Genomic DNA, 22187 nt, shown 5'->3' with positions numbered 1-22187 from the left:
GCTCGCCCCCTCAGTCGCTCCGCGACAGCTCCCCCGCATCGCGGGGGAGCATCTTGATCCGCAACGCCCGGAGGCCTCGCTTCCGGGCGTTTTCTTTTGCCCTTCGCCAAAATGACACCGGTGGACAAAATCGCGCCGACCACTAGCCTGCACCCAACAAAGACAAGTCGCGTTCGGGAGAGAACATCATGGTCGACATCAATCGCCGCGGCGCGTTGGGCTCGCTGCTGACCGGCGCGGGCCTGGCCGCCCTGCCCGCCTCCGGCCAAGCGGCTCAGATGGGCGCCCTCCCCGCCAAGCCGACCACGGGCCCGACCTGGGCCAAGGGGATCGAGGGCCAGCGCAAGGCCGACCTGGGCGACGGGACCTTCCTCAATCCGATCCTGGCCGGCGACCATCCCGACCCGTCGATCCAGAAGGACGGCGACGACTACTACATGACCCACAGCTCGTTCGACGCCTATCCGGGCCTGCTGATCTGGCATAGTCGCGACCTGGTGAACTGGACGCCGGTCACCACGACGCTGAAGACCAATGTCGGCGCGATCTGGGCGCCCGAGCTCTGCAAGCACAAGGGCCGCTACTACATCTACCTGCCGGCCAAAAAGCCGAACAACAACACCAGCTACGTGATCTGGGCCGACAGGATCGAGGGCCCGTGGTCCGAGCCGATCGACTTGAAACTGCCCCGCTACATCGATCCGGGCCACATCGTCGACGAGACGGGCGAGCGCTGGCTGTTCCTGTCCGGCGGCGACCGCATAAGGCTGGCGCCCGACGGCCTCTCCACCGTGGGTCAGCCCGAGCACGTCTATGATCCGTGGCGTTATCCCGACGACTGGGACGTCGAGGGCTTCTCGCCCGAGGGCCCCAAGGTCATGCGGCGGGGTGAATACTTCTACATGATCACCGCCGTGGGCGGCACGGCCGGCCCGCCGACCGGCCACATGGTCATCGTCGCGCGCGCCAAGTCGCTGGCGGGCCCTTGGGAGGACCATCCGCGCAACCCGCTGGTGCGCACCGTCGACAACAGCGAAAAGTGGTGGTCGCGCGGCCACGCCACCCTGGTCGAAGGGCCCACGCCCGGCGACTGGTGGACCGTCTATCACGGCTACGAGAACGGCTATTACACCCTGGGCCGCCAGACCCTGCTGGCGCCGGTGACCTGGACCGCCGACGGCTGGTTCGACATCGGCGGCGGCGACTTGTCCCGTCCCCTCGCCAAGCCGAGGGGTGGGGTTCCAGGCCCGCACGGCATGGCGCTGTCGGACGACTTCACCACCGACAAGTACGGCGTGCAGTGGAACTTCTTCGATCCCAAGCCCGGCGAGCAGGACCGCATCAAGCGCGAAGGCGGCGCCCTGATCCTGAAGGGCGCGGGCGAGGCGCCGTCCAGCGGCGCGCCGCTGATCTTCGTCAACGGCGACCAGGCCTACGAGATCGAGTGCGAGATCGAGATCGAGCCCGAGACGCGCGCGGGCCTGATCCTGTTCTACGATCGCCAGCTCTATTGCGGCTTGGGCTTCGACGCGAAGAACTTCGTCACCCACCAGTACGGCATCGAGCGCGGCCGCCCGGCCAATCCGCATGGGTCGAAGATGCTGATGAGGCTGCGCAACACCCGCCACATCGTCGCCTTCCACACCAGCGGAGACGGGGGAAAGACCTGGAAGCGCTTCGACCGCGGCATGGAGGTCAGCGGCTATCACCACAACGTCCGCGGCGGCTTCCTGATGCTGAAGCCTGGCCTTTACGCGGCCGGCAAGGGCTCGGCGCGGTTCAGGGGGTTCAAGTACAGGGCGCTGGATTGAACTGAGACGAGCCACTCAAAATCCGTGTCATCCCGGATAGCCTCTTCGAGGCTTCCGGGATGACACGGGAATTGTGGGAATAGACCCCTACCCCCGATAGGCGTCCAACGCCGCGCTCAGCACATGCAGCAGGCGCTCGCGGTCGGCGTCATCGGGAGCAGCTTTCAGCGCCTCGCCCAGGGCCAGCTGGAAGGCGGCGCGCTGGTTGTGCCAGTCGAGCGAGCCCGCCGCGCGCGGCGGCAGGCGCGGCGGCGCCTGGTCGGTCAGGGTGGCCGCGCCCTCGCCCAGCAGGAAGGTCTCGTCCAGCGCCGGGACCACCAGGCGATCCTCGGAAAAGCCCGCCTCGGCGAGGCGACGCTTGAGGCCTTGCGCCGCGTCGGGCTCGCCATGAGCAATGAAGACCGAGCCCGCCACCGGCATCCGCGCCTTGGCCCAGCTGACGAGCTCCTTGGCGTCGGCGTGGCCGGAATAGGCGTCCAGCTGGCGGATCCGCGCCCGCACCCGCACCTCGTCGCCCCGGATCGAGACGCGCGGCGCGCCTTCGGCCAAGAGGCGCCCCAGGGTGCCCGTAGCCTGGTAGCCGCACAGCAGCACCGTCGCCTCCTTGCGCCACAGCAGCCGCTTGAGATGCTTGCGGACGCGGCCGGCGTCGCACATGCCGCTGGCCGCCAGGATGATGTGCCAGCCGCTCAGGCGGTCCAGGCCGTCGCTCTCGCCGGGCGAGGTGAGGAACCGCAGGTGGTTCGACGGCCTGAGCGCATCGAACGGATTGGACTGGACGCCCGGCCGCCAGCCGCGCGCCTGGAACACCTTGGTCGCCTCGATGGCCAGCGGCGAGTCCAGGAAGACGTCGCCCTTGGGGACCTCGCCCGCGTCCATCAGTTCCAGCAGGTCGACCAGCAGTTCCTGACTGCGTTCCACGGCGAAGGCGGGGATCAGCAGCGGGCCGCCGGCCTCGTGCGCGGCCCGCACTTCTTCGGCCAGTTGCTGGCGACGCGAGGCGCTGTCGAAGCCCGTGCGCTCGCGGTCGCCATAGGTCGACTCGATGATCAGGTGATCGACGCCCGCCGGCGCGTCGGGATCGTCGACGAACGGGCTGCCGCCGGGGCCGAGATCGCCGGAGAACAGCAAGGTCTTGGTCTGGCCGGGCGAGCCGACCTCCACCGCGATCGAGGCCGAGCCCAACATGTGGCCGGCCGGCCACCAGGTGGCGGTGATCCCCTCCGCGATCTGGACGGGCTCGCCGAGTTTCGCCTTGCGGAACTGGGCGGCGACGGCCTTGCCGTCCTGCGCCGTATAGATCGGCTCGACCGGCGGAATGCCCCGTCGCTGGTTGCGACGGTTGAGGCTCTCGACCTCGTTCTCCTGAATGCCCCCGGCGTCGACCAGCATGACCGCGGCCAGGTCGCGCGTGGCGGCGGTGGCGTAGATCGGCCCCTCGAACCCGGCCAGCATCAGCTTGGGCAAGAGGCCCGAATGGTCGATGTGGGCGTGGGTCAGGAGGACCGCGTCGACCTTGCCGGCGTCGAACGGAAACGGCTCGTAGTTCAGCGCCTTCAGCGTCTTGGAGCCCTGGAACATGCCGCAGTCGATCAGCACCGTAGCGTGCTCGGTGACGAGCCGGGCGCAAAAGCCGGTGACGCAGCCCGCGGCGCCATGGAAGGTCAGGGTCGGGGTCATCGCAGCGCCATCCACAGGAAAACTGAACGAGGATGAGCGTCCGGAAGCCGTCTTCGCCCTGATCCAGGTCAACCTCGCTGACGGATTGCGTCATAGTCTGCGCCGCTACGCAAACCTTGAGTGCTCCTCGTGACCGAAGTCCCCCTGCCGACCAACGCCCCAGACAACCGCGCCCAGCTGACCTCGCCGTCCTATCGGCTGGCGGCGCTGGACCAGGATTTCCTGCTGGGCGACTCGATGCGGGGCGTGCGGTTCCTGCTGGAGTTCGCCAAGGCCGACGAGGCCCTGCGCCGCTGGGGCGTGCGTTCGACGATCGTGGTGTTCGGCAGCGCGCGGGTTCGCCAGGACGGTCCGCCCGAGCAGGCGCGCTGGTACGAGGAAGCCCGGCGCTTCGGCCGCATCGTCTCAGAGCGCGGCGGGGCCAAGCACGTCAATGGCGACCAAGTCCGGGACAACGTCATCGCCACGGGCGGCGGCCCCGGGGCGATGGAGGCCGCCAATCGCGGCGCCTACGAGGCCGGCGCGCCCACGATCGGCTTCAACATCACCCTGCCGCGCGAGCAGACGCCCAATCCCTATTGCACGCCGGACCTGACCTTCCGCTTCCACTACTTCGCCATGCGCAAGATGCATCTGGCCATGCGGGCCAACGCGCTGGTGGTGTTCCCCGGCGGCTTTGGCACCTTCGACGAGCTGTTCGAGATCCTGACCCTGCGCCAGACCGACAAGGCGCCGCCGATCCCGATCGTGCTGTTCGACGAGGCCTATTGGCGCTCGATCATCAATTTCGAGGGCCTGGTCGAGCACGGCATGATCGCGGCCGAAGACCTCGACCTCCTCCACTTCGCCGACGACGCCGAGGAAGCCTGGGCCGAACTGGTCAAGTGCGGGCTGAAGCTGCCGGAGGGCAAGGGCTAGGCGCGCCGCAGCCGCCGGCCGAACTCGGCGAAGTCCCCCGCGCGCAGCAGATCGAACGCCGTGAGCAGGCGCGTCGTGATCGACGTCAGGCGGCTCTTGCGGACGACGTAGGGCTGGAAGCAGAACTCCTTGTAGGCGAACGGCGCGACCTTGCGGAAGGCGTGGGTGCGACGTCCGACGCGGCCCATGTGCGCCCAGCCGTCGTCGGTCTTGAGCATGTCGACCAGGATCGAGACCGACCACAGGTGCGTGTCGTCGATCAGGACGACGCCGCCCTCCTTGAGGTGCGTGGCCGCGTAGTACCAGTCGATGATCGGCATCGGAAAACCGTGGCCGCCGTCGATCAGCACGAAGTCCAGCGGCTCCTTCTTCAGCCGCGGCAGGGCGTTTTCCGAATAGTCGATCTCGAACGCGAGATCGGCGGTGGGGATCGCCGCCGCGCGGCAGAAGTCTCCGATCCGGCGAACCTCTCCAGCGTCCGGCGTGATGCAGGTGTGGCGAGCGCCCAGCAGGGCGAACATGGCGGTCGACAGGCCGGCGCCGGTCTCGAGGGTCGCCGCGTTTTCCGGGACGTGCTTGGCGAGGAACCGGATCGTCTCCTCCGAGACGCTCCAGTCGCTGGACCCGTCGAGGTGGAACGAGGGCGCGTGCCGGCGGAAGCGCTCCAGCAGGATGTCGGCGGCCTGATCGCGCGGCGGGAAGACCGGCGTGACGACTTCGGGCTTGAAGACCGGGGCCAACGAGAGAGCCGACATGCGAGGCCTCCAAGGGATCGGCGGAAGAGCGTTACCGAAAGCTTAACCGCAACGCCGGGCGCGTCGAGTCCCCTCACCTACCGGGGGGTAAATTAACTCTAGAATCTGGTCGTCTAGCGCGCGAACAGCCGATGCCGCAGGCGCTGCGCGGGGGCGACGGCGCGCAACGAGAGCTCGGCCAGCAGGAAGCTGACCAGCGTGCCGACGACGACGAGCCCAAGCTTCTGAACCGGCGGAAGATCCACTGGGGCCCCCACCCAGGCGACGCAGGCGATGACGACTTCCATGTGCCAGAGATAGGCGCCGTAGGAGAGGACGCCGAGGCGACGCGGCAGGGGGTGGTCGAGCAGCCTTTTCCGAACCCAGGCCCCCAACGGCGTCGCATAGAGCCCGACGAAGGTGGCGGCGAGCGCGAGGCCCTGCAGGCTGAATCGCCAGGTCTCGCGGAAGGCGGGATCGCGCCAGACCAGCGAAAGCAGCAGCCCCGCCCCGCCCGCCGCGCCGATCGCCAGCGCCAGCCATGGCTCGGCCGCGAGGTGATCGCCCCACCGCCGGAACATCAGGCTCGCCAGGCAGCCATAGACGATCGAGTCGATCCGGGCGTCCGACGCCAGCGACGTGTAGGGCAGGTTTGCGCCGGCCTGGAGCAGGCCGAAGGGCGCGCCGAATTGGGAGACGTGAAACCGCCAGGCGAGGGTTGCGACGCAAATCGACGCCAGCAAGGCGGCGAACAGTCGAGGACGCCTCCATGTCGCCCACATCAGCAGCGGGAAGGTCAGGTAGAAGTGCTCCTCCACCGCCAGCGACCAAAGCTGCGGCCAGCGCACCGCCCTGCCCGTCGCCTCCTCGTGAAGCAGGAGATAGTTGGTGAAGTAGCCAAGCGCGGCGGCGACGTCGATCGGCCGCACCGCGTGGTAGAGAAGGCCCGCCGATCCGCCCAGGACCACGAGCAGCAGCAGCTCCGGATAGAGCCTCAACGCCCGGCGCATGTAGAACTTGCCGACCGAGATGTCGCCGTGGGCCTGGGCTTCGCGCGTCAGCAGGGTGGTGATCAGAAAGCCGCTGATGAAGAAGAAGATGGTCACCCCGAGCATGCCCGGGACCACGTTCTCGAGGCCGAAGTGGCCGACCATCACCAGCAGCACGGCGATGGCGCGCAATCCGTCGAGGCCGGAGATGTAAGCGCCGCGGGCGAATAGCGTCGGCGGGCCGGCTTGCGGCGTGTCGTTGATCGGCTCGTTCATGCGCCCCCCAGCGCCTCGCGAGGATTGGCGTCGCGGCCTCTCCGCCGAACGGCTAATCGCCGATCGGCGAGGTCCTGGCAATCGCCAGGCGCCTCTGGCCTCAGCTCAGCAGGTGACGCACCGTCGAGCGCAGCACCTGGCTGAGGGCGTCGCGGTCCAGGTCGGGGTGGTTGACGCCGCGCGTGAGAAGACCGTCAAAGATCAGGCCGATCGTCTCGCAGCGGGCCTGGAACTCGGCCTCGCTCCACTCCGGTTTGCGATTTCGCTCCATCAGGGCCTTGGCCATCTCCCGTTCCTGCGCGTCCGCCGAGCGCACGATGGCCGCGACCTTGGGGTTGCGGGCGGCCTCGGCGACCACCTCCAGCGCCAGGGCCGCGCGGCGGGGATCGAAGCACTTGTCGATGCTTTCGGGCAGGTGCTCGTCGATCGCGTCGAGCAAGGTGCCCGGCTGGCTCTCTAGTTCGGCGAACTTATCGCGCATCTCCGCCAGATCCTGCTCGACGATGGCGGCGATGATCGCCTCCTTGTTCTCGAAGTAGCGATAGATCTGGCCGACGCTGAGGCCCGCGGCCTTGGCGATGTCGGCCATGCTGGCGCCGTGGAATCCGGACTGGCGCACACGTTCGCACGCGGCGTCCAGGATTTGCTGGCGGCGCGATTCCGGCGAAGGGCGCCCTGAGTGGCCGTCATCAACCATTGAAAATCCCAAGCGACATTACATTTCCGTTAGGGCAGCCTCAGCGTCGGGTTTGGAGGTTGACTTGCGCTAGTCGCGCTCCTATGTCCAGCCCGCGTGAGAATGAACGTTCATTCTCAAATTGTTTATCCATGCCGGTCTAGTCAAGGGCAATAGCTCGCTAGCCCATCGCATCCGGGGTCAAATATGCACTTCCAACGCACCGCGGCCACGACGGCCGTAGGTCTCGCCGCCATCGCGCTCACCCTCGCCGCCTGCGGTCAGAAGGGCGGCGCCGCCGGCATGGGCATGGGCGGACCGACCGAGGTCGGCTACATCGTCGCCCAGCCCCAGACCGTGGGCCTGACCACCGAGCTCTCGGGCCGGACCTCGGCCTTCCTGGTCTCGGACGTGCGGCCGCAGGTTGGCGGCGTGATCAAGGCGCGCCTGTTCGAGGAAGGCGCGATCGTCCGCGCCGGCCAGTCGCTCTACCAGATCGATCCAGCCACCTATCAGGCCACCTACAACAGCGCCGCGGCCTCGCTGGCCCAGGCCCAGGCCCAGGCCCTGTCGGCCAAGCTCAAGGCCGACCGCTACAAGGCCCTGGTCGAGAGCGGCGCGGTCTCCAAGCAGGACAATGACGACGCCCAGGCCGCCGCCGCCCAGACGGCAGCCGCGGTCGCGGTGCAGAAGGCCGCGCTCCACACCGCTCGCATCAACCTGAACTACACCAAGGTCGCCGCGCCGATCACCGGCCGCATCGGCAAGAGCGCGGTCACCCCCGGCGCCCTCGTCACAGCCAACCAAGCCACGGCCCTGGCGACGGTGCAGGACCTGTCGAAGATCTATGTCGACCTGACCCAGACCTCGGCCGAGCTCCTGAAGCTGAAGCAGCAGTTCGCCAGCGGCAAGCTGGGCAAGACCAACTCGGCCACCGTGACGCTGAAGCTCGAGGACGGCTCGACCTATCCGACACCGGGCACGCTGGAGTTCTCGGACGTGACGGTCGATCCGGGCACCGGCTCGGTGACGCTGCGCGCGGTGTTCCCGAACCCGAACGGCGTGTTGCTGCCGGGCATGTACGTCCGCGCGAGCCTGGCGCAGGGCGTGGCCTCGGGCGGGATCCTGATCCCGCAAGGCGCCGTCAGCCGTGACCCCAAGGGCGGCGCGACGGTGATGCTGGTCGGCGCCAAGGGCCCCGAGCCGCGTCCGATCACCCTGGGCCAGACGGTCGGCGACAAGTGGCTGGTCACCAGCGGTCTCCAGCCGGGCGACAAGGTCATCGTCGAAGGCCTGCAGAAGGTGCGCCCCGGCGCGCCGATCAAGGCCGTGCCCGCCGGCGCGGCGCCCGCCGCCGCTCAAGCCCAGCGCTAAGGCCAGGTCCCGATGCTTTCCCGCTTCTTCATCGACAGGCCTATCTTCGCGTGGGTCATCGCCATCGTGATCATGCTGGCCGGGGCGCTCGCCATCCGGACCTTGCCGGTCGCGCAGTATCCTGAAATCGCCCTGCCGCAGGTGTCGATCTCGGCCAACTATCCTGGCGCCTCGGCCAAGACCGTCGAGGACAGCGTCACCCAGGTCATCGAACAGAAGATGAAGGGCCTGGACGGCCTGGACTACATGTCGTCGACCAGCGACAGCTCCGGTTCGGCCACGGTGACCCTGACCTTTAAGGCCGGCACCGACATCGACATCGCCCAGGTCCAGGTCCAGAACAAGCTGCAGACCGCCACCGCCCTGCTGCCGCAGGAAGTGCAGCAGCAAGGCCTGACGGTCGCCAAGTCGGCGCGGAACTTCATGATGGTCGTGGGCCTCTTCTCGGAGGACCCCAAGACCACCAACACCGACCTGGCCGACTATCTGGCTTCGAACATCCAGGATCCGCTGAGCCGCGTCGACGGCGTCGGCGACATCCAGCTGTTCGGCGCACAGTACGCCATGCGCATCTGGCTGGACCCGCAGAAGCTGGCCAGCTTCAACCTGACCCCGGCCGACGTCTCGACCGCGATCAAGGCCCAGAACGCCCAGGTCTCGGCCGGCCAGCTGGGCGGCGCGCCCAACCTGCCGGGCACCGGACTGAACGCCACGATCACGGCCCAGTCGCGCCTGCAGACGCCGGACCAGTTCCGCCAGATCATCGTCAAGAACAGCACCGGCGGCGCCACCGTGCGCCTGTCGGACGTCGCCCGCGTCGAGCTCGGCGCCGAGAACTACGGCTCGGTCGCCAAGTTCAACGGCAAGCCCGCCGCGGGTCTCGCCATCCGTCTGGCCCCCGGCGCCAACGCGCTGGACACCGCCGCGGCCGTCAAGGCTCGCATGGCCCAGCTCCAGAAGAACTTCCCGGCCAGCTACAAGTACGTCGTTCCCTATGACTCGACGCCGTTCGTGGAGCTGTCGATCCACGAGGTGGTCAAGACGCTGATCGAGGCCATCATCCTCGTCTTCATCGTCATGTTCCTGTTCCTGCAGAACTGGCGCGCGACCCTGATCCCGACCATCGCCGTCCCGGTCGTCCTCTTGGGCACCTTCGGCGTGCTGGCCGCCTTCGGCTACTCGATCAACACCCTGACCATGTTCGGCCTCGTGCTGGCCATTGGCCTCTTGGTCGACGACGCCATCGTCGTGGTCGAGAACGTCGAGCGCGTGATGAGCGAGGAAGGGCTCTCGCCCAAGGATGCCACCCGCAAGTCGATGAATGAGATCACCGGCGCCCTGATCGGCATCGCGCTCGTCCTGGCGGCGGTGTTCGTGCCGATGGCCTTCTTCGGCGGCTCGCAGGGCGTGATCTATCGCCAGTTCTCGATCACCATCGTCTCGGCCATGGGCCTCTCGGTCCTGGTGGCCCTGGTGCTGACGCCGGCTCTGTGCGCCACCATGCTCAAGCCGGTCGAGGCCGGTCACAAGGAGCACCAGAAGGGCTTCTTCGGCTGGTTCAACCGCAGCTTCAACGACATGTCGTCGCGCTACCAGGGCTCCGTCCGCGGCATCCTGGGAAAGAGCGGCCGGTGGATGGCGGTCTACGCCGCGATCATCGTGGCCATGGGCCTGCTGTTCGTCCGCCTGCCCAGCGCCTTCCTGCCGGAAGAGGACCAGGGGATCATGATCACCCTCGTCCAGCTGCCGGCCGGCGCGACCGAGCAGAAGACGCAAGCCGTCCTCAGCCAGGTCCGCGACCACTTCCTGAAGGACGAGAAGGACGCCGTGCAGTCGGTGTTCACCGTCTCGGGCTTCAGCTTCAGCGGCGCGGGTCAGAACGCCGGTCTCGCCTTCGTGCGCTTGAAGGACTTCGACCACCGCAAGGCCGCCCAGTTGAAGGCGCAAGCCGTGGCCGGCCGCGCCATGGGCGCCTTCAGCCAGATCCGCGACGCCATGGTGTTCGCCGTGATCCCGCCGTCGGTTCCTGAACTGGGCACCTCGTCGGGCTTCGACTTCCAGCTGCAGGACATCGGCGGCGTCGGCCACGAGACCTTGATGCAGGCCCGGAACATGATGCTGGGCATGGCCTCGCAAGACCCGAACCTGGTCGGCGTGCGTCCCAACGGCCAGGACGATACGCCCCAGCTGAAGATCGAGGTCGACCAGGCCAAGGCCGGCGCCATGGGCCTGACCACCGCCGACATCAACAGCGCGCTCAGCGCCGCCTGGGGCGGGTCGTACGTCAACGACTTCATCGATCGCGGCCGGGTCAAGAAGGTCTACATCCAGGCCGACGCGCCCTATCGCATGACGCCCGAGGACCTGAACCGGTGGTACGTGCGGAACAACCAGGGCCAGATGGTCCCGTTCCCGGCCTTCGCCACGGCCAGCTGGACCTACGGCTCGCCGCGCCTGGAGCGCTATAACGGCCTCCCGTCGATGAACCTCCAGGGCTCGCCCGCGCCGGGCAAGAGCTCGGGCGACGCGATCGCGACGATGGAAAAGCTGGCCGCCAAGCTGCCGCCTGGCGTCGGCTACGAATGGACCGGCCTGTCGGCCCAGGAACTGGAGTCCGGCAACCAGGCCCCCGCCCTGTACGCCATCTCGATCCTGGTCGTGTTCCTGCTGCTGGCCGCCCTCTATGAGAGCTGGTCGATCCCGCTGGCGGTCATCATGGTCATTCCGCTGGGCGTCATCGGCGCGCTGCTGGCGACCTTCGTCCGCGGCCTGTCGAACGACATCTACTTCCAGGTCGGCCTGCTGACGACCATGGGCCTGGCGTCCAAGAACGCCATCCTGATCGTCGAGTTCGCCAAGGACCTTTACGAGAAGGGCATGGGCCTGGTCGAGGCGACGCTGGAGGCGGTCCGCATCCGTCTGCGCCCGATCATCATGACCTCGCTGGCCTTCGTCTTCGGCGTTCTGCCGCTGGCGATTTCCAATGGGGCCGGCTCCGGCGCCCAGCACGCGATCGGCACCGGCGTCATCGGCGGCATGATCTCGGCCACCCTGCTGGCGATCTTCTTCGTCCCGCTGTTCTTCGTGGTGGTCGAGAAGATCTTCAAACCCAAGCACCCCGGCCACGACCAGGCTGTCGCCGAACACGGCGGCGAGGCTTCGTCGACGGAGGCCCACTGATCATGTTCCGTAATCTCACTCTGATCCTGCTGGCCTCCACGGCGGTCAGCGCCTGCACCCTGGCGCCCAAGTACGAGCGCCCGACCCTGCCGGTGGCCCAGACCTGGTCCACGCCGACCGCCGAGCCCGCGGGCTCGGTGACGGCCGCCGACCTCGACTGGCGCCAGGTGCTGGTCGATCCGCGCCTGCAAGGCGTGGTCGACCTGGCGCTGAAGCAGAACCGCGACCTGCGCGTGGCGGTGCTGAACATCGAGCGCGCCCGCGCCCAGTACGGCGTCCAGCGCTCGACCCTGTTCCCGTCGATCAACGGCGTGCTCAGCGAGCAGCGCGGCCGCACGCCGGCCGGAGTCTCGCAGACCGGACAGGCGATCGAGACCGAGACCTACAGCGCCGCCATCGGCTTCACCGCCTATGAGCTGGACCTGTTCGGCCGCGTCCGCAGCCTGAACCAGCAGGCGCTGCAGAGCTTCTTCGCCACCGAGGAAACCGCGCGCGCCACCCGGATCAGCCTGATCGCCGAGACGGCCAACGCCTGGCTGACCCTGGCCGCCGATCAGGACCGCCTGGCGCTGGCCAAGAACACCCTGGCCACGCGCGAGGAGTCCCTGGCCCTCACCCGTCGCCAGGTCGACGGCGGGGTCGGCTCCCTGCTCGATCTGCGCACCGCCGAGACCCTGGCCGAGACCGCCCGTTCGGACGTGGCGTCCTACACCGCCCAGGTGGCCCAGGACCGCAACGCCCTGGTCCTGCTGACCGGCGGCGAGGTCCCCGCCGAGCTGCTGCCTTCGGGGGACCTGTCCTCGGCCAAGATCCTGGCCGACCTGCCGGCCGGCCTGCCGTCCGACGTCCTGGCGCGTCGTCCGGACGTGCTGTCGGCCGAGCACAGCCTGCAAGGCGCCAACGCCAATATCGGCGCGGCGCGGGCGGCCTTCTTCCCGCGCATCAGCCTGACCGGCTCGACCGGCGCGACCAGCGGCGACCTCAACGACCTGTTCAAGAACGGCACGGGAAGCTGGAGCTTCACGCCCCAGATCAGCCTGCCGATCTTCGCCGGCGGCGCCAATGTCGCCAACCTGAACAGCGCCAAGGCCGGTCGCGACATCGCGGTGGCGACCTACGAGAAGACCGTCCAGACGGCCTTCCGCGAGGTCTCCGACGCCCTGTCGATCCGCCAGACGGTCTCCGATCGCCTGGCCGCGCAGGAACGCCTCGTCTCCGCCGCGACCGACCGCGAACGCCTGTCGCAGCAGCGCCGCGACGCGGGCGTCGACAGCGCCCTGACCCTGCTGGACGCCCAGCGCACCCTGTACTCGGCCCAGCTGGGCCTGATCTCGGCGCGCCTGGATCGGGCCACCAACCTGGTGACCCTGTACAAGACGCTCGGCGGCGGCGCGCCCGTTCGCTGAGCCAAGGCCTTCCCCGGCAGCCTCCGGGGAAGTTCGTCGACCATCATCCCCCACCGATGGTGACGAACGGAAGGGGCGCGCTCCTCCCCCCATTCCCGGGAGCCGCCCCTTCCTCCTTCTTGAATCTGGAGACCGCCGCCCGACCCGATCCGGGGACGGGGCGGGACGCCTATTACCGTTTGGTAACCCTCTTCGGTAAACGTTTGCACATTAACGGTGTTTCCGCGCGCGTGCAGAAGCCAAGGCCGGAAGAGGTGACTATGTCCACGAGTTCGAAGAACGATCAGACGACGAACCCCATCGCTCAGGCAGCCGGCATCGTGCTCGCCAGCCTGCTGGCCCTGACCGCCATCGTCTCCGCCGTGGTCGCGCCGACGGATCTTTCCGGCCGCCCCGTTTCGAGCCCGACGGTCGTCGCCTCCAACTAAAGCGGCAGCTGGACCGTGCTCTTGACCTCCTCGAGCACGGCGTAGGTGCGAGTCTCGCGCACGCCCGGCATCTTGACCAGAATGTCGCCCAGGAAGCCGCGATAGGCTTCCATGTCCTTCACCCGGGCCTTGATCAGGTAGTCGAAGCCCCCGGCCACCATGTGGCACTCCAGAACCTCGGGCGCGCGGCGCACGGCGGCGGCGAAGTCCTCGAAGGTCTCGCCCGTGGTCCGCTCCAGCACCACCTCCACGAAGATCAGCAGCGCCCGGTCGACCTTGGCCGGATCCAGCAGCGCCGCGTAGCCGGTGATGTAGCCGCGCTCCTTCAGCCGCCGGACGCGGTCGAACGTGGCCGCCGGCGAGAGATTGCAGCGCTTGGCCAACTCGGCGTTGGTGATGCGTCCGTCGGCCTGCAAAACCCTGAGTAGTCGGCGATCGGTGTCGTCTAGAGCGGAACTGGCCATGGCGCCTTTTTGCCGAAGAAGCTTCGAAAATTAGCGCTCACAAACGGAGCACCTTCGACAAGCTTAGCGTTACACCCCCGATCGTTCCAGCCCACCCGCGCCAACCCCTCCTCCTCAGGGCGTCGGTGGGGCGGCTTTGCCGTCGGAACGTCGCGACGCTCGCCCCTCTCCCCCTAACCGGGCGTCGCGCTAGAGAGGAAGGGGCGCTCTCTGTCTCCCCGACTAGCGCCCCTTCCTCCCTCCCCATTTTCACAGCATCCTCATCCCGCGCCGCCGGCGATCGCTGGAGCAGACGAACGTTTTCGCCAGTTCGGCCGAAGACCCGACGGAGCCCAAGCCCAACAAACGAAGCACCTTTGGTGAAAGTCGCGATAGACCGACGATATTCTAACCTCAGGGAACGCCATGCCCGCGATGAATTGGGATAGCCTCGACGACGGCAAGTATCGCGACGAAGCCGCCGTGATCGCCGACCTGCTGGCCAGCGCGCCGCTTTCCAGCGAAGACCGCGCCGCCGTCCGCGCCGAGGCCGAGGCGCTGGTCCGCGGCGCCCGCCGCAGCGTCCGCAAGCAGGGCGTGGTCGAAAGCTTCCTGCAGGAGTTCAGCCTCGGCACCCGCGAGGGCCTGGCCCTGATGTGCCTGGCCGAGGCCCTGCTGCGCACCCCCGATGACGACACCCGCGACAAGCTGATCGCCGAGAAGATCGGCTCGGCCGACTGGGCCAGCCACCTGGGCGGCTCCGACAGCCTGTTCGTCAACGCCTCGACCTGGGGCCTGATGCTGACCGGCAAGATCGTCGAGCCCGACGACGAGGCCAAGAAGGACCTGCCCGGCTTCATCAAGAAGCTGGCCGGGCGCCTGGGCGAGCCGGTGATCCGCGCCGCCGTCGGCCAGGCCATCCGCATCATGGGTGAGCAGTTCGTGCTGGGCCGCACGATCGAGGCCGCCATCAAGCGCGCGGCGAACGAGGACACCATGTGCTCGTTCGACATGCTGGGCGAAGGCGCCCGCACCGCCGCCGACGCCGAGCGCTACGAAAAGGCCTATGCCGACGCGATCACGACCGTCGGCAAGCTGTCGAACGGCGTCGGTCCCGAGAAGGGCCACGGCGTCTCGGTCAAGCTGTCGGCCCTGTGCCCGCGCTACGAGGCCACCCACGAGGACCGCGTGTGGGAGGAGCTCTATCCCCGCACCCTGCGCCTGGCCAAGATCGCCGCCCGCTACGACCTGAACTTCACGATCGACGCCGAGGAAGCCGATCGCCTGGCCCTGTCGCTGAAGCTGCTGGACAAGCTGTGCCGCGAGCCGGAACTGGGCGAGTGGAAGGGCCTGGGCCTGGCTGTCCAGGCCTATCAGAAGCGCTGCGGCGAGGTGATCGCCCGCCTGCGCGCCCTGTCCGAAGCGACCGGCCGCCGCCTGATGGTCCGCCTGGTCAAGGGCGCCTACTGGGACAGCGAGATCAAGCGCGCCCAGGTCGCCGGCCGTCCGGACTATCCGGTCTATACGACCAAGCCGGCCACGGACCTGTCGTACCTGGTCAACGCCAAGGCGCTGATCGACGCCGCCCCCGGCCTCTACGCCCAGTTCGCCACCCACAACGCCCACACCCTGGCCGCCGTGGTCCGCATGGCCAAGAACGCCGGCGTGCGCATTGAACACCAGCGCCTGCACGGCATGGGCGAGGCTCTGTATAAGGCCGCCGACGACCTCTATGACGGCGTCACGCTGCGGGCCTACGCGCCCGTGGGCGGTCACGAAGACCTGTTGCCGTATCTGGTCCGCCGCCTGCTGGAGAACGGCGCCAACACCAGCTTCGTCCACGCCTTGCTCGATGAGCGGGTGCCGGTCGAGAAGGTCGTCACCGACCCGATCGACGTGGTCGAGGCCCACCCCGACCGCCACGCCAAGATTCCGACCCCGATCCACGTCTACGGCCCGCGCCGCCAGAACAGCGCCGGCCTCGATCTCTCCGTGAAGGCCGATCGCGAGCGTCTTTCGGCCTCGATCTCCGCCGTCGACGCCGAGACCCTGTCGGCCGGTCCGCTGGTCGGCGGCAAGCTGGCCGTCGGCACGCCCCCGCTGCCGGTGGTCGCCCCGGCCGACGAAGGCCGGGTGGTCGGCGCCGTGTCCGAAGCCCAGCTGCCGCAGATCGACGAAGCCTTCCGCCTGGCCCGCGCCGCGCAACCGGCCTGGGACCGCGCCGGCGGCGCCGCCCGCGCCCAGGTGCTGCGCGCCATGGCCGACGCGCTGGAGGCCAATATCGAGCGCCTGATCGCCATCCTGGCCCGCGAGGCCGGCAAGACCCTTAGCGACGGCATCGCCGAGGTGCGCGAGGCCGTCGACTTCTGCCGCTATTACGCGGTGCTGGCCGAAGACCAGTTCGGCGCTGCCGAGGTGCTGAAGGGCCCGGTCGGCGAGACCAACAGCCTGAGCCTGGCTGGTCGCGGCGTCTTCGTCTGCATCAGCCCGTGGAACTTCCCGCTGGCCATCTTCACCGGCCAGATCGCCGCCGCCCTGGCCGCCGGCAACGCCGTGCTGGCCAAGCCGGCCGAGCAGACCCCGCTGATCGCCTATGAGGCCGTGAAACTCTATCACGCCGCCGGCCTCGACCCGCGCCTGCTGGCCCTGCTGCCGGGTCGTGGCGAGACGGTAGGCGCGGCCCTGGTCGCCCACGAGGGCCTGGACGGCGTCGCCTTCACCGGCGGCACCGACACCGCCTGGCGGATCAACCAGACGCTGGCCCAGCGTCAGGGCCCGATCGTGCCGTTCATCGCCGAGACCGGCGGCCTCAACGGCATGTTCGTCGACACGACGGCCCAGCGCGAGCAGGTCATCGACGACGTGATCGTCAGCGCCTTTGGTTCAGCCGGCCAACGCTGCTCGGCCCTGCGCCTGCTGTTCCTGCCGCGTGACACGGCCGACCACATCATCGAGGGTCTGAAGGGCGCGATGGACGCCCTGGTGCTGGGCGATCCGGCCCTGGCCGTCACCGACGTCGGCCCGGTCATCGACGCCGAGGCCAAGACCGCCCTCGACCAGCACCTGGAGCGCCTGAAGCGCGAAGCCAAGGTGCTGCACGCCCTGGCCGCCCCCGCCGGCGGGACCTTCTTCGCGCCGGTCCTGGCCGAGATCCCCGCCGCCGACTTCCTGGAGCGCGAGGTGTTCGGCCCCGTGCTGCACGTGGTCCGCTACAAGCCCGAGGACCTCGAGCAGGTCGCCGGCGCCCTGGCCGCCCGACGCTACGGCCTGACCCTGGGCATCCACTCGCGGATCGAGAGCTTCGCGGCCGACGTCCAGCGCCTGGTCCCGGCCGGCAACGCCTACGTCAACCGCTCGATGACCGGCGCGGTCGTCGGCGTGCAGCCGTTCGGCGGCGAGGGTCTGTCGGGCACCGGCCCCAAGGCCGGCGGTCCGCACGCCCTGCTGCGCTTCGCGGTCGAGCGGGCCCTCAGCGTCAACATCACCGCCCAGGGCGGCGATCCGGCGCTGCTGAACCTGTAAGACCCCGGCTTCGCTTCACAACCGACGATAGACCGGCTTAAGCTCCCCCAACTTCGGGGGAGCTTACAAGCCATGCGTTTCCTGCCGCCGGCCGCGATCGCCGCCGCCTTGCTCGCGCCCAGCCTGGCGCTGGCCCAGATCCCCGCCCCGATCGCGGGCGACTGGTACGGGACGCTCGACGCGGGACCTCAGAAGCTGCCCGTCGTCTTCCACATCCAAGCCGACGGCTCGGCGACGATGGAAAGCCCGGCCCAGATGGCCAGGAGCATCCCGGCCGCGGCGACCGTGAACGACGGCAAGCTCAGGTTCGAGCTGCGCGGCGTCCCGGCCGGCTTCGAGGGCGCCGTTTCCGCCGACGGCAAAAAGCTGGAAGGCCAGTGGATGCAGGGCGAGGCCAGCCTGCCGCTGTCGCTGAGCCGCACGGCGCCGGTGCTCAACCGCCCCCAGACCCCCAAGCCGCCTTTTCCCTATCGGGAGGAGCAGCTCACCTACCGCAATCCAGCCTCAGGCCTGATGCTGGCGGGGACCCTGACCCTGCCCGAGGGCAAGGGACCCTTCTCGGCCGTCGTCCTGATCAGCGGCTCGGGAACCCAGGACCGCGACGAGACGGTCTTCGGCCACAAGCCGTTCCTCGTGCTTGCCGACGCCCTGACACGCAAGGGCGTGGCGGTGCTGCGCGTCGACGATCGCGGCGCGGGCGGCTCGCAGGCGACCCCCGCCTCGCCGCCGACGCTGTCGGCTCAGACCACCGACGTGGCCGCCGGAGTCGCCCTGTTGCGGACGCGCGCCGAAATCGACCCGGATCGGATCGGCCTGATTGGGCACAGCGAAGGCGGCGAGATCGCGCCGCTCGTGGCGGCCCAGGATCCGCGCATCGCGTTCCTGGTCCTGATGTCGGCTCCGGGCGTGAAGGGCGTCGACCTGCTGGCGGCGCAGAGCCGGGCGATACTGGCGGCCAATGGCGTGCCCGAGGACCAGATCGAGATCCTGCTGAAGAACCAGCTGGAGCGGTGGCGCACAGCGCGGGACGCCGTCAGCGAGACGGCCGCGCGGGTCGAGCTCAGCGCCCTGTCGAACCGCCAGGGCCTGGCGCCGGACTCTCCGCAGAGACGGCCGATCCTGGCCCTGGCCTCGCCGGTCTGGCGCGAAATGCTGAGCGCCGATCCAGCCTCCGCGCTGGGCAAGATCAAGGTTCCGGTCCTGGCGATCGGCGGGACGAAGGACCTGCAGGTCGACGCCAAGACCAATCTCGCTGCGATCAAGGCGGCCCTGCCGGCCGGCGGGGACGTCGCCATCCGCGAGATGCCTGGGCTCAACCACCTTCTCCAGACAGCGAACACCGGCCTGATGACCGAGTACGGCCAGATCGAGGAGACCATCGCCCCGTCGGCCTTGTCGACCATCGTCGACTGGACCGCCGCCCACGCCGCCAAGCCCCACTGAGCGACCACGCCAGGAGCCGTAGAGCTCGACCGGAGGAAGCGCCATGACCCTGTCCCGCCGAGGCTTGATCGCCGCCGCGCCCGCCATGCTGGCGGCCGGCTCGGCGATCGCCGCGCGTCCCGCCCAAAGCCAGAAGCGTTTCGTCACGGTGGAGAAGGGCCGCCTCTCCCTCGACGGCAAACCGTACCGCTTCGCGGGCGCGAACCTCTGGTACGGCGCCTGGCTGGGCGCGTCGGCGGCGTTCGGCGACCTGGAGCGGCTGAAGCGCGAGCTGGATCGGCTGAAGAGCCTGGGCGTCGCCAACCTGCGGGTGCTGGGCGCCGGCGAGCGCTCGCCCGCCAAGGCCGCGGTGTCGCCGACCTTCCAGGAGGAGCCGGGCGTCTATCGCCAGGAGCTGCTCAAGGGCCTCGACGTCCTGCTGGCCGAGATGGCCAAGCGCGACATAAAGGCAGTGATCTACGTCAACAACTTCTGGGACTGGTCGGGCGGCATGCCCGCCTATCTGAACTGGGTCGGAAACGGACCCTGGTTCCAGCAAGGCGACCCAGCTCATCCGTGGCCGGAATATCCAGACTACGCGGCGCGCTTCTATGGCGACGCCAAGGCCAACGCCCTCTTCCTGCGCTATCTGCGGGGTCTGGTCGGCCGGATGAACACCGTGACCGGCCAAGCCTATCGCGACGATCCCACCATCATGGCCTGGCAACTGGCCAACGAGCCCCGCCCGGGCGGAAGCGCCGCCTTCGGCGAGCGAAACATGGCGGCCTTCCAGCAGTGGGTCCGCGACACCTCGACGATCATCAAGACGCTGGACCCGCGTCACCTGGTCTGCACCGGCAGCGAGGGCCTCAAGGGCTGTCTCGAGAGCGAGGCCTGCGTGGTCGACGCGCACCGACCAACGACGATCGACTATGTCACCGCCCACGTCTGGCCCAACAACTGGGGCTGGATCGACCCGAAGAACCAGCCGGCCACCTATGAGGCCGGCGAGGCGCGCTGCCGCGACTATGTCGCCCGCCACATCGCCATCGCTCGTCAGCTGAACAAGCCGCTGGTCATCGAGGAATTCGGCCTGATCCGCGAGGCCCGCGCCTTCGCCCCCGGTTCGGCGACCGCCGACAAGGACCGCTTCTACCGAACAATCTTTGGCCTGGCGCTGGAGGACATGAAGGCCGGCGGGCCGACGGCGGGGACCAATTTCTGGGCCTGGAACGGCGAGGGCCGCGCCCAGCACCCGGACGCCTGGTTCGCGGCCGGCGACAAGAGCTTCGTCGGCGATCCGCCGCAGGAGGAGCAGGGCCTGTACGGGGTGTTCGACACCGACGCCTCGACCCTGGCGGTGATCGCCGAGCACGCGGCGGCGGTGAAGGCGCTGGGCTGACGATTAAGGGATTGTCACCGGTGTCATCCGTGCTACCGCTGGCGCGAAGCTCGTCAGAAGCCGCCGGAGGAAGCCCGTGAACACCATCGCCACTCGCCGCGCCCTGATCACCGGCGCGGCCGCCCTGGCCGCCTACGCCGCCCTGCCCAGCGCCGGCTTCACGGCCGAAAGGCGCTCGCCCGTGGTCAAGACGACCAACGGCAAGGTGCGCGGCTACGTCGACGGCGAGGTCAGCATCTTCAAGGGCCTGCGCTATGGCGCCGACACCGGCGGGGCGCGGCGGTTCATGCCGCCGGTGAGGCCCGAGCCCTGGACCGACGTGAAGCACGCCCTCGCCTACGGTCCGGCCTCGATGCAGACCGGCAAGGGCGAGGAGGGCGAGACGCTCTCGGAGGACTGCCTGTTCCTGAACGTCTGGACGCCAGCCAAGCCTGGGAAGAACGGCCTGGCCGACGGCGGCAAGCGGCCCGTGATGGTCTACATCCACGGCGGCGCCTACAACGGCGGCTCCGGCGCCAGCCCCTGGTACGAGGGGACCAAGCTGGCCAAGCGGGGCGACGTCGTGGTGGTGACCGTGAACCACCGCCTGAACGCGTTCGGCTATCTCTATCTCGCCCGCCTGTTCAACGATCCCAGCGTCGCCGACAGCGGCAACGCCGGCCAACTGGACCTCGTCCTGGCGCTGCGGTGGGTGCGCGACAACATCGCCGCCTTCGGCGGTGATCCGGACCGGGTGATGCTGTTCGGGCAATCGGGCGGCGGGGCCAAGATCGCCACCCTGATGGGGATGCCGATCGCCAAGGGCCTGTTCCACCGGGCCGCCACCATGAGCGGCCAGCAGGTGACGGTCGGCGGCCCGTTCAACGCCACCCGCCGCGCCAAGGCCTTCCTGGACCAGCTGGGGATCAAGGACCTGGCCGCCCTGCGCGCCCTGCCCGCCTGGGACATGCTGGCCGGCCTGAAGGCCATCGACCCGATCGCCGCCTCGGGCGGGGTCTATATGGGCCCGGTGCTGGACGAGCGGTCCCTCACGCGCCACCCGTTCTTCCCCGACGCCGCGCCGGACGGCCTGTCGGTTCCGATGATGTGCGGCAACACCCACGACGAGACCAAGGGCTTCATCGGCTGGGACGCCAAGGCCTTCCCCCAGACCTGGGACGAGGTCATCGCCAGGCTGCCGGGCCAGTTCAACGCCCGCATCGACATCGATCCCGAGACGGTGGTGGCCTTCTATCGCCAGACCTATCCGACCTATTCGCCGGCCGACGTCTATTTCGCCGCCTCGACCGCCGGACGCTCGTGGAAGGCCGCGATCATCCAGGCCGAGGAGCGGGCCCGGGCCAACGCGCCGGCCTATGTCTATCAGGTCGACTGGAAGTCGCCGATCCAGGGCGGGATCTTCGGCGCGCCGCACACGATCGATATCGGCCTGGTGTTCGGCACGCTGGACGCCAAGGGCTCGATCGTCGGAACGGGACCGGAGTCGGTCGCGATGTCCAACACGATGAGCGACGCCTTCATCGCCTTCGCGCGCACAGGCGACCCGAATGGCGGAAACCTGCCCAGGTGGGAGCCCTATACGCTGGAGCGCCGCCAGACGATGGTGTTCGACAACACGTCGCAAATGGAGGACGACCCGCGCGGGGCCGAGCGCGCGTTCTTCAACCGCGTGCCGTTCACCCAGTTCGGGACCTGAGAGCGCGTAGGGCAAAGAAAAAGGGCGAGCCCGAAGGCTCGCCCTAGAAAGCGGCCGGCGCGAACGCCAGCGCTTTGTTCTCTTAGCGGAACAGGCTCAGGATCGACGAGCTCGAAGAGTTCGCGATCGACAGCGCCTGAATACCCAGTTGCTGCTTGGTTTGCAGCGACTGCAGCTTGGCGCTTTCCTTGGCCAGGTCGGCGTCCACCAGGTTGCCCACGCCGGCGTCC

16 protein-coding genes are annotated in these 22187 nt (G+C 68.7%); 10 read left to right on the top strand and 6 right to left on the bottom strand.

Annotation, left to right across the window (positions count from 1 at the left end; translation table 11 throughout):
- The first annotated feature begins 188 nt into the window (after nucleotides 1–188).
- Complete coding sequence (locus AX690_RS07490; RefSeq protein ID WP_066682114.1) at nucleotides 189–1811, top strand: family 43 glycosylhydrolase; 1623 nt, start codon at nucleotides 189–191, stop codon at nucleotides 1809–1811.
- 87 nt (nucleotides 1812–1898) lie between these two features.
- Here the strand turns inward: AX690_RS07490 and AX690_RS07485 are convergent, their stop codons facing one another.
- Nucleotides 1899–3491 carry an MBL fold metallo-hydrolase RNA specificity domain-containing protein gene (locus AX690_RS07485; protein ID WP_066682111.1) on the bottom strand — a complete coding sequence of 531 codons (1593 nt, stop codon included), beginning with the start codon at nucleotides 3489–3491 and terminating at the stop codon, nucleotides 1899–1901.
- Nucleotides 3492–3635: 144 nt separating this feature from the next.
- Between AX690_RS07485 and AX690_RS07480 the strand changes: the two genes are divergently transcribed.
- Nucleotides 3636–4409 carry a TIGR00730 family Rossman fold protein gene (locus tag AX690_RS07480; RefSeq protein WP_082769553.1) on the top strand — a complete coding sequence of 258 codons (774 nt, stop codon included), beginning with the start codon at nucleotides 3636–3638 and terminating at the stop codon, nucleotides 4407–4409.
- Here the strand turns inward: AX690_RS07480 and AX690_RS07475 are convergent.
- From AX690_RS07475 to AX690_RS07465, 3 genes are all read right to left on the bottom strand, one after another.
- Nucleotides 4406–5164: a class I SAM-dependent methyltransferase gene (locus AX690_RS07475; RefSeq protein WP_066682108.1), complete on the bottom strand. Its 759-nt coding sequence runs from the start codon at nucleotides 5162–5164 to the stop codon at nucleotides 4406–4408. The genes AX690_RS07480 and AX690_RS07475 overlap by 4 nt on opposite strands.
- A 113-nt stretch (nucleotides 5165–5277) precedes the next feature.
- Nucleotides 5278–6408 carry an acyltransferase gene (locus AX690_RS07470; protein WP_066682104.1) on the bottom strand — a complete coding sequence of 377 codons (1131 nt, stop codon included), beginning with the start codon at nucleotides 6406–6408 and terminating at the stop codon, nucleotides 5278–5280.
- A gap of 100 nt (nucleotides 6409–6508) precedes the next feature.
- Complete coding sequence (locus tag AX690_RS07465; protein ID WP_066682103.1) at nucleotides 6509–7105, bottom strand: TetR/AcrR family transcriptional regulator; 597 nt, start codon at nucleotides 7103–7105, stop codon at nucleotides 6509–6511.
- A gap of 186 nt (nucleotides 7106–7291) precedes the next feature.
- Here AX690_RS07465 and AX690_RS07460 point away from each other — a divergent pair, with 186 nt between their 5' ends.
- From AX690_RS07460 to AX690_RS22795, 4 genes are all read left to right on the top strand, one after another.
- Nucleotides 7292–8458, top strand: coding sequence for an efflux RND transporter periplasmic adaptor subunit (locus AX690_RS07460; RefSeq protein ID WP_066682102.1), 1167 nt, complete (start codon nucleotides 7292–7294; stop codon nucleotides 8456–8458).
- 12 nt (nucleotides 8459–8470) lie between these two features.
- Nucleotides 8471–11638 carry an efflux RND transporter permease subunit gene (locus AX690_RS07455; protein WP_066682100.1) on the top strand — a complete coding sequence of 1056 codons (3168 nt, stop codon included), beginning with the start codon at nucleotides 8471–8473 and terminating at the stop codon, nucleotides 11636–11638.
- Nucleotides 11639–11640: 2 nt separating this feature from the next.
- The gene (locus AX690_RS07450; RefSeq protein ID WP_066682097.1) at nucleotides 11641–13044 is read left to right on the top strand and encodes an efflux transporter outer membrane subunit; all 1404 of its coding nucleotides are present in this window, start codon (nucleotides 11641–11643) and stop codon (nucleotides 13042–13044) included.
- Between the two features lie 260 nt (nucleotides 13045–13304).
- Nucleotides 13305–13472 carry a hypothetical protein gene (locus tag AX690_RS22795; protein ID WP_156449600.1) on the top strand — a complete coding sequence of 56 codons (168 nt, stop codon included), beginning with the start codon at nucleotides 13305–13307 and terminating at the stop codon, nucleotides 13470–13472.
- On the opposite strand, the gene AX690_RS07445 is transcribed toward AX690_RS22795, so the two are convergent.
- Nucleotides 13469–13936 (bottom strand): Lrp/AsnC ligand binding domain-containing protein, encoded by a 468-nt coding sequence (locus tag AX690_RS07445; protein WP_066682093.1) that lies wholly within the window; start codon nucleotides 13934–13936, stop codon nucleotides 13469–13471. The genes AX690_RS22795 and AX690_RS07445 overlap by 4 nt on opposite strands.
- A gap of 414 nt (nucleotides 13937–14350) precedes the next feature.
- Between AX690_RS07445 and putA the strand changes: the two genes are divergently transcribed.
- The 4 genes from putA (at nucleotide 14351) to AX690_RS07425 (ending at nucleotide 21957) form a co-directional block, all read left to right on the top strand.
- A complete protein-coding gene (gene putA / locus AX690_RS07440; protein ID WP_066682116.1) occupies nucleotides 14351–17437 on the top strand; it encodes a bifunctional proline dehydrogenase/L-glutamate gamma-semialdehyde dehydrogenase PutA in 3087 nt (1028 codons plus the stop codon).
- A 72-nt stretch (nucleotides 17438–17509) separates the two neighbouring features.
- Nucleotides 17510–18880: a S9 family peptidase gene (locus tag AX690_RS07435; protein WP_066682091.1), complete on the top strand. Its 1371-nt coding sequence runs from the start codon at nucleotides 17510–17512 to the stop codon at nucleotides 18878–18880.
- Between the two features lie 43 nt (nucleotides 18881–18923).
- Nucleotides 18924–20261 (top strand): cellulase family glycosylhydrolase, encoded by a 1338-nt coding sequence (locus AX690_RS07430; RefSeq protein WP_066682085.1) that lies wholly within the window; start codon nucleotides 18924–18926, stop codon nucleotides 20259–20261.
- An 85-nt stretch (nucleotides 20262–20346) separates the two neighbouring features.
- On the top strand, nucleotides 20347–21957 hold the full coding sequence (locus AX690_RS07425; protein ID WP_197426804.1) for a carboxylesterase/lipase family protein: 1611 nt from the start codon (nucleotides 20347–20349) through the stop codon (nucleotides 21955–21957).
- An 82-nt stretch (nucleotides 21958–22039) separates the two neighbouring features.
- Here AX690_RS07425 and AX690_RS07420 read toward each other — a convergent pair.
- A partial coding sequence (locus AX690_RS07420; RefSeq protein WP_255357057.1) for a flagellin occupies nucleotides 22040–22187 on the bottom strand: 148 nt, incomplete at its 5' end.

It is taken from the genome of Caulobacter sp. CCH9-E1 (genome assembly GCF_001556515.1).
Lineage (GTDB): Bacteria > Pseudomonadota > Alphaproteobacteria > Caulobacterales > Caulobacteraceae > Caulobacter.
This window is presented reverse-complemented; position numbering and strand designations above follow the sequence as displayed.

What these genes read in the sequence shown, in the direction of transcription:
- AX690_RS07490 (WP_066682114.1), top strand. Translation starts at nt 189, where the DNA reads ATGGTCGACATCAATCGCCGCGGCGCGTTGGGCTCGCTGCTGACCGGC.
- AX690_RS07485 (WP_066682111.1), bottom strand. Translation starts at nt 3,491, where the DNA reads ATGACCCCGACCCTGACCTTCCATGGCGCCGCGGGCTGCGTCACCGGC.
- AX690_RS07475 (WP_066682108.1), bottom strand. Translation starts at nt 5,164, where the DNA reads ATGTCGGCTCTCTCGTTGGCCCCGGTCTTCAAGCCCGAAGTCGTCACG.
- AX690_RS07470 (WP_066682104.1), bottom strand. Translation starts at nt 6,408, where the DNA reads ATGAACGAGCCGATCAACGACACGCCGCAAGCCGGCCCGCCGACGCTA.
- AX690_RS07465 (WP_066682103.1), bottom strand. Translation starts at nt 7,105, where the DNA reads ATGGTTGATGACGGCCACTCAGGGCGCCCTTCGCCGGAATCGCGCCGC.
- AX690_RS07460 (WP_066682102.1), top strand. Translation starts at nt 7,292, where the DNA reads ATGCACTTCCAACGCACCGCGGCCACGACGGCCGTAGGTCTCGCCGCC.
- AX690_RS07455 (WP_066682100.1), top strand. Translation starts at nt 8,471, where the DNA reads ATGCTTTCCCGCTTCTTCATCGACAGGCCTATCTTCGCGTGGGTCATC.
- AX690_RS07450 (WP_066682097.1), top strand. Translation starts at nt 11,641, where the DNA reads ATGTTCCGTAATCTCACTCTGATCCTGCTGGCCTCCACGGCGGTCAGC.
- AX690_RS22795 (WP_156449600.1), top strand. Translation starts at nt 13,305, where the DNA reads ATGTCCACGAGTTCGAAGAACGATCAGACGACGAACCCCATCGCTCAG.
- AX690_RS07445 (WP_066682093.1), bottom strand. Translation starts at nt 13,936, where the DNA reads ATGGCCAGTTCCGCTCTAGACGACACCGATCGCCGACTACTCAGGGTT.
- putA (WP_066682116.1), top strand. Translation starts at nt 14,351, where the DNA reads ATGAATTGGGATAGCCTCGACGACGGCAAGTATCGCGACGAAGCCGCC.
- AX690_RS07435 (WP_066682091.1), top strand. Translation starts at nt 17,510, where the DNA reads ATGCGTTTCCTGCCGCCGGCCGCGATCGCCGCCGCCTTGCTCGCGCCC.
- AX690_RS07430 (WP_066682085.1), top strand. Translation starts at nt 18,924, where the DNA reads ATGACCCTGTCCCGCCGAGGCTTGATCGCCGCCGCGCCCGCCATGCTG.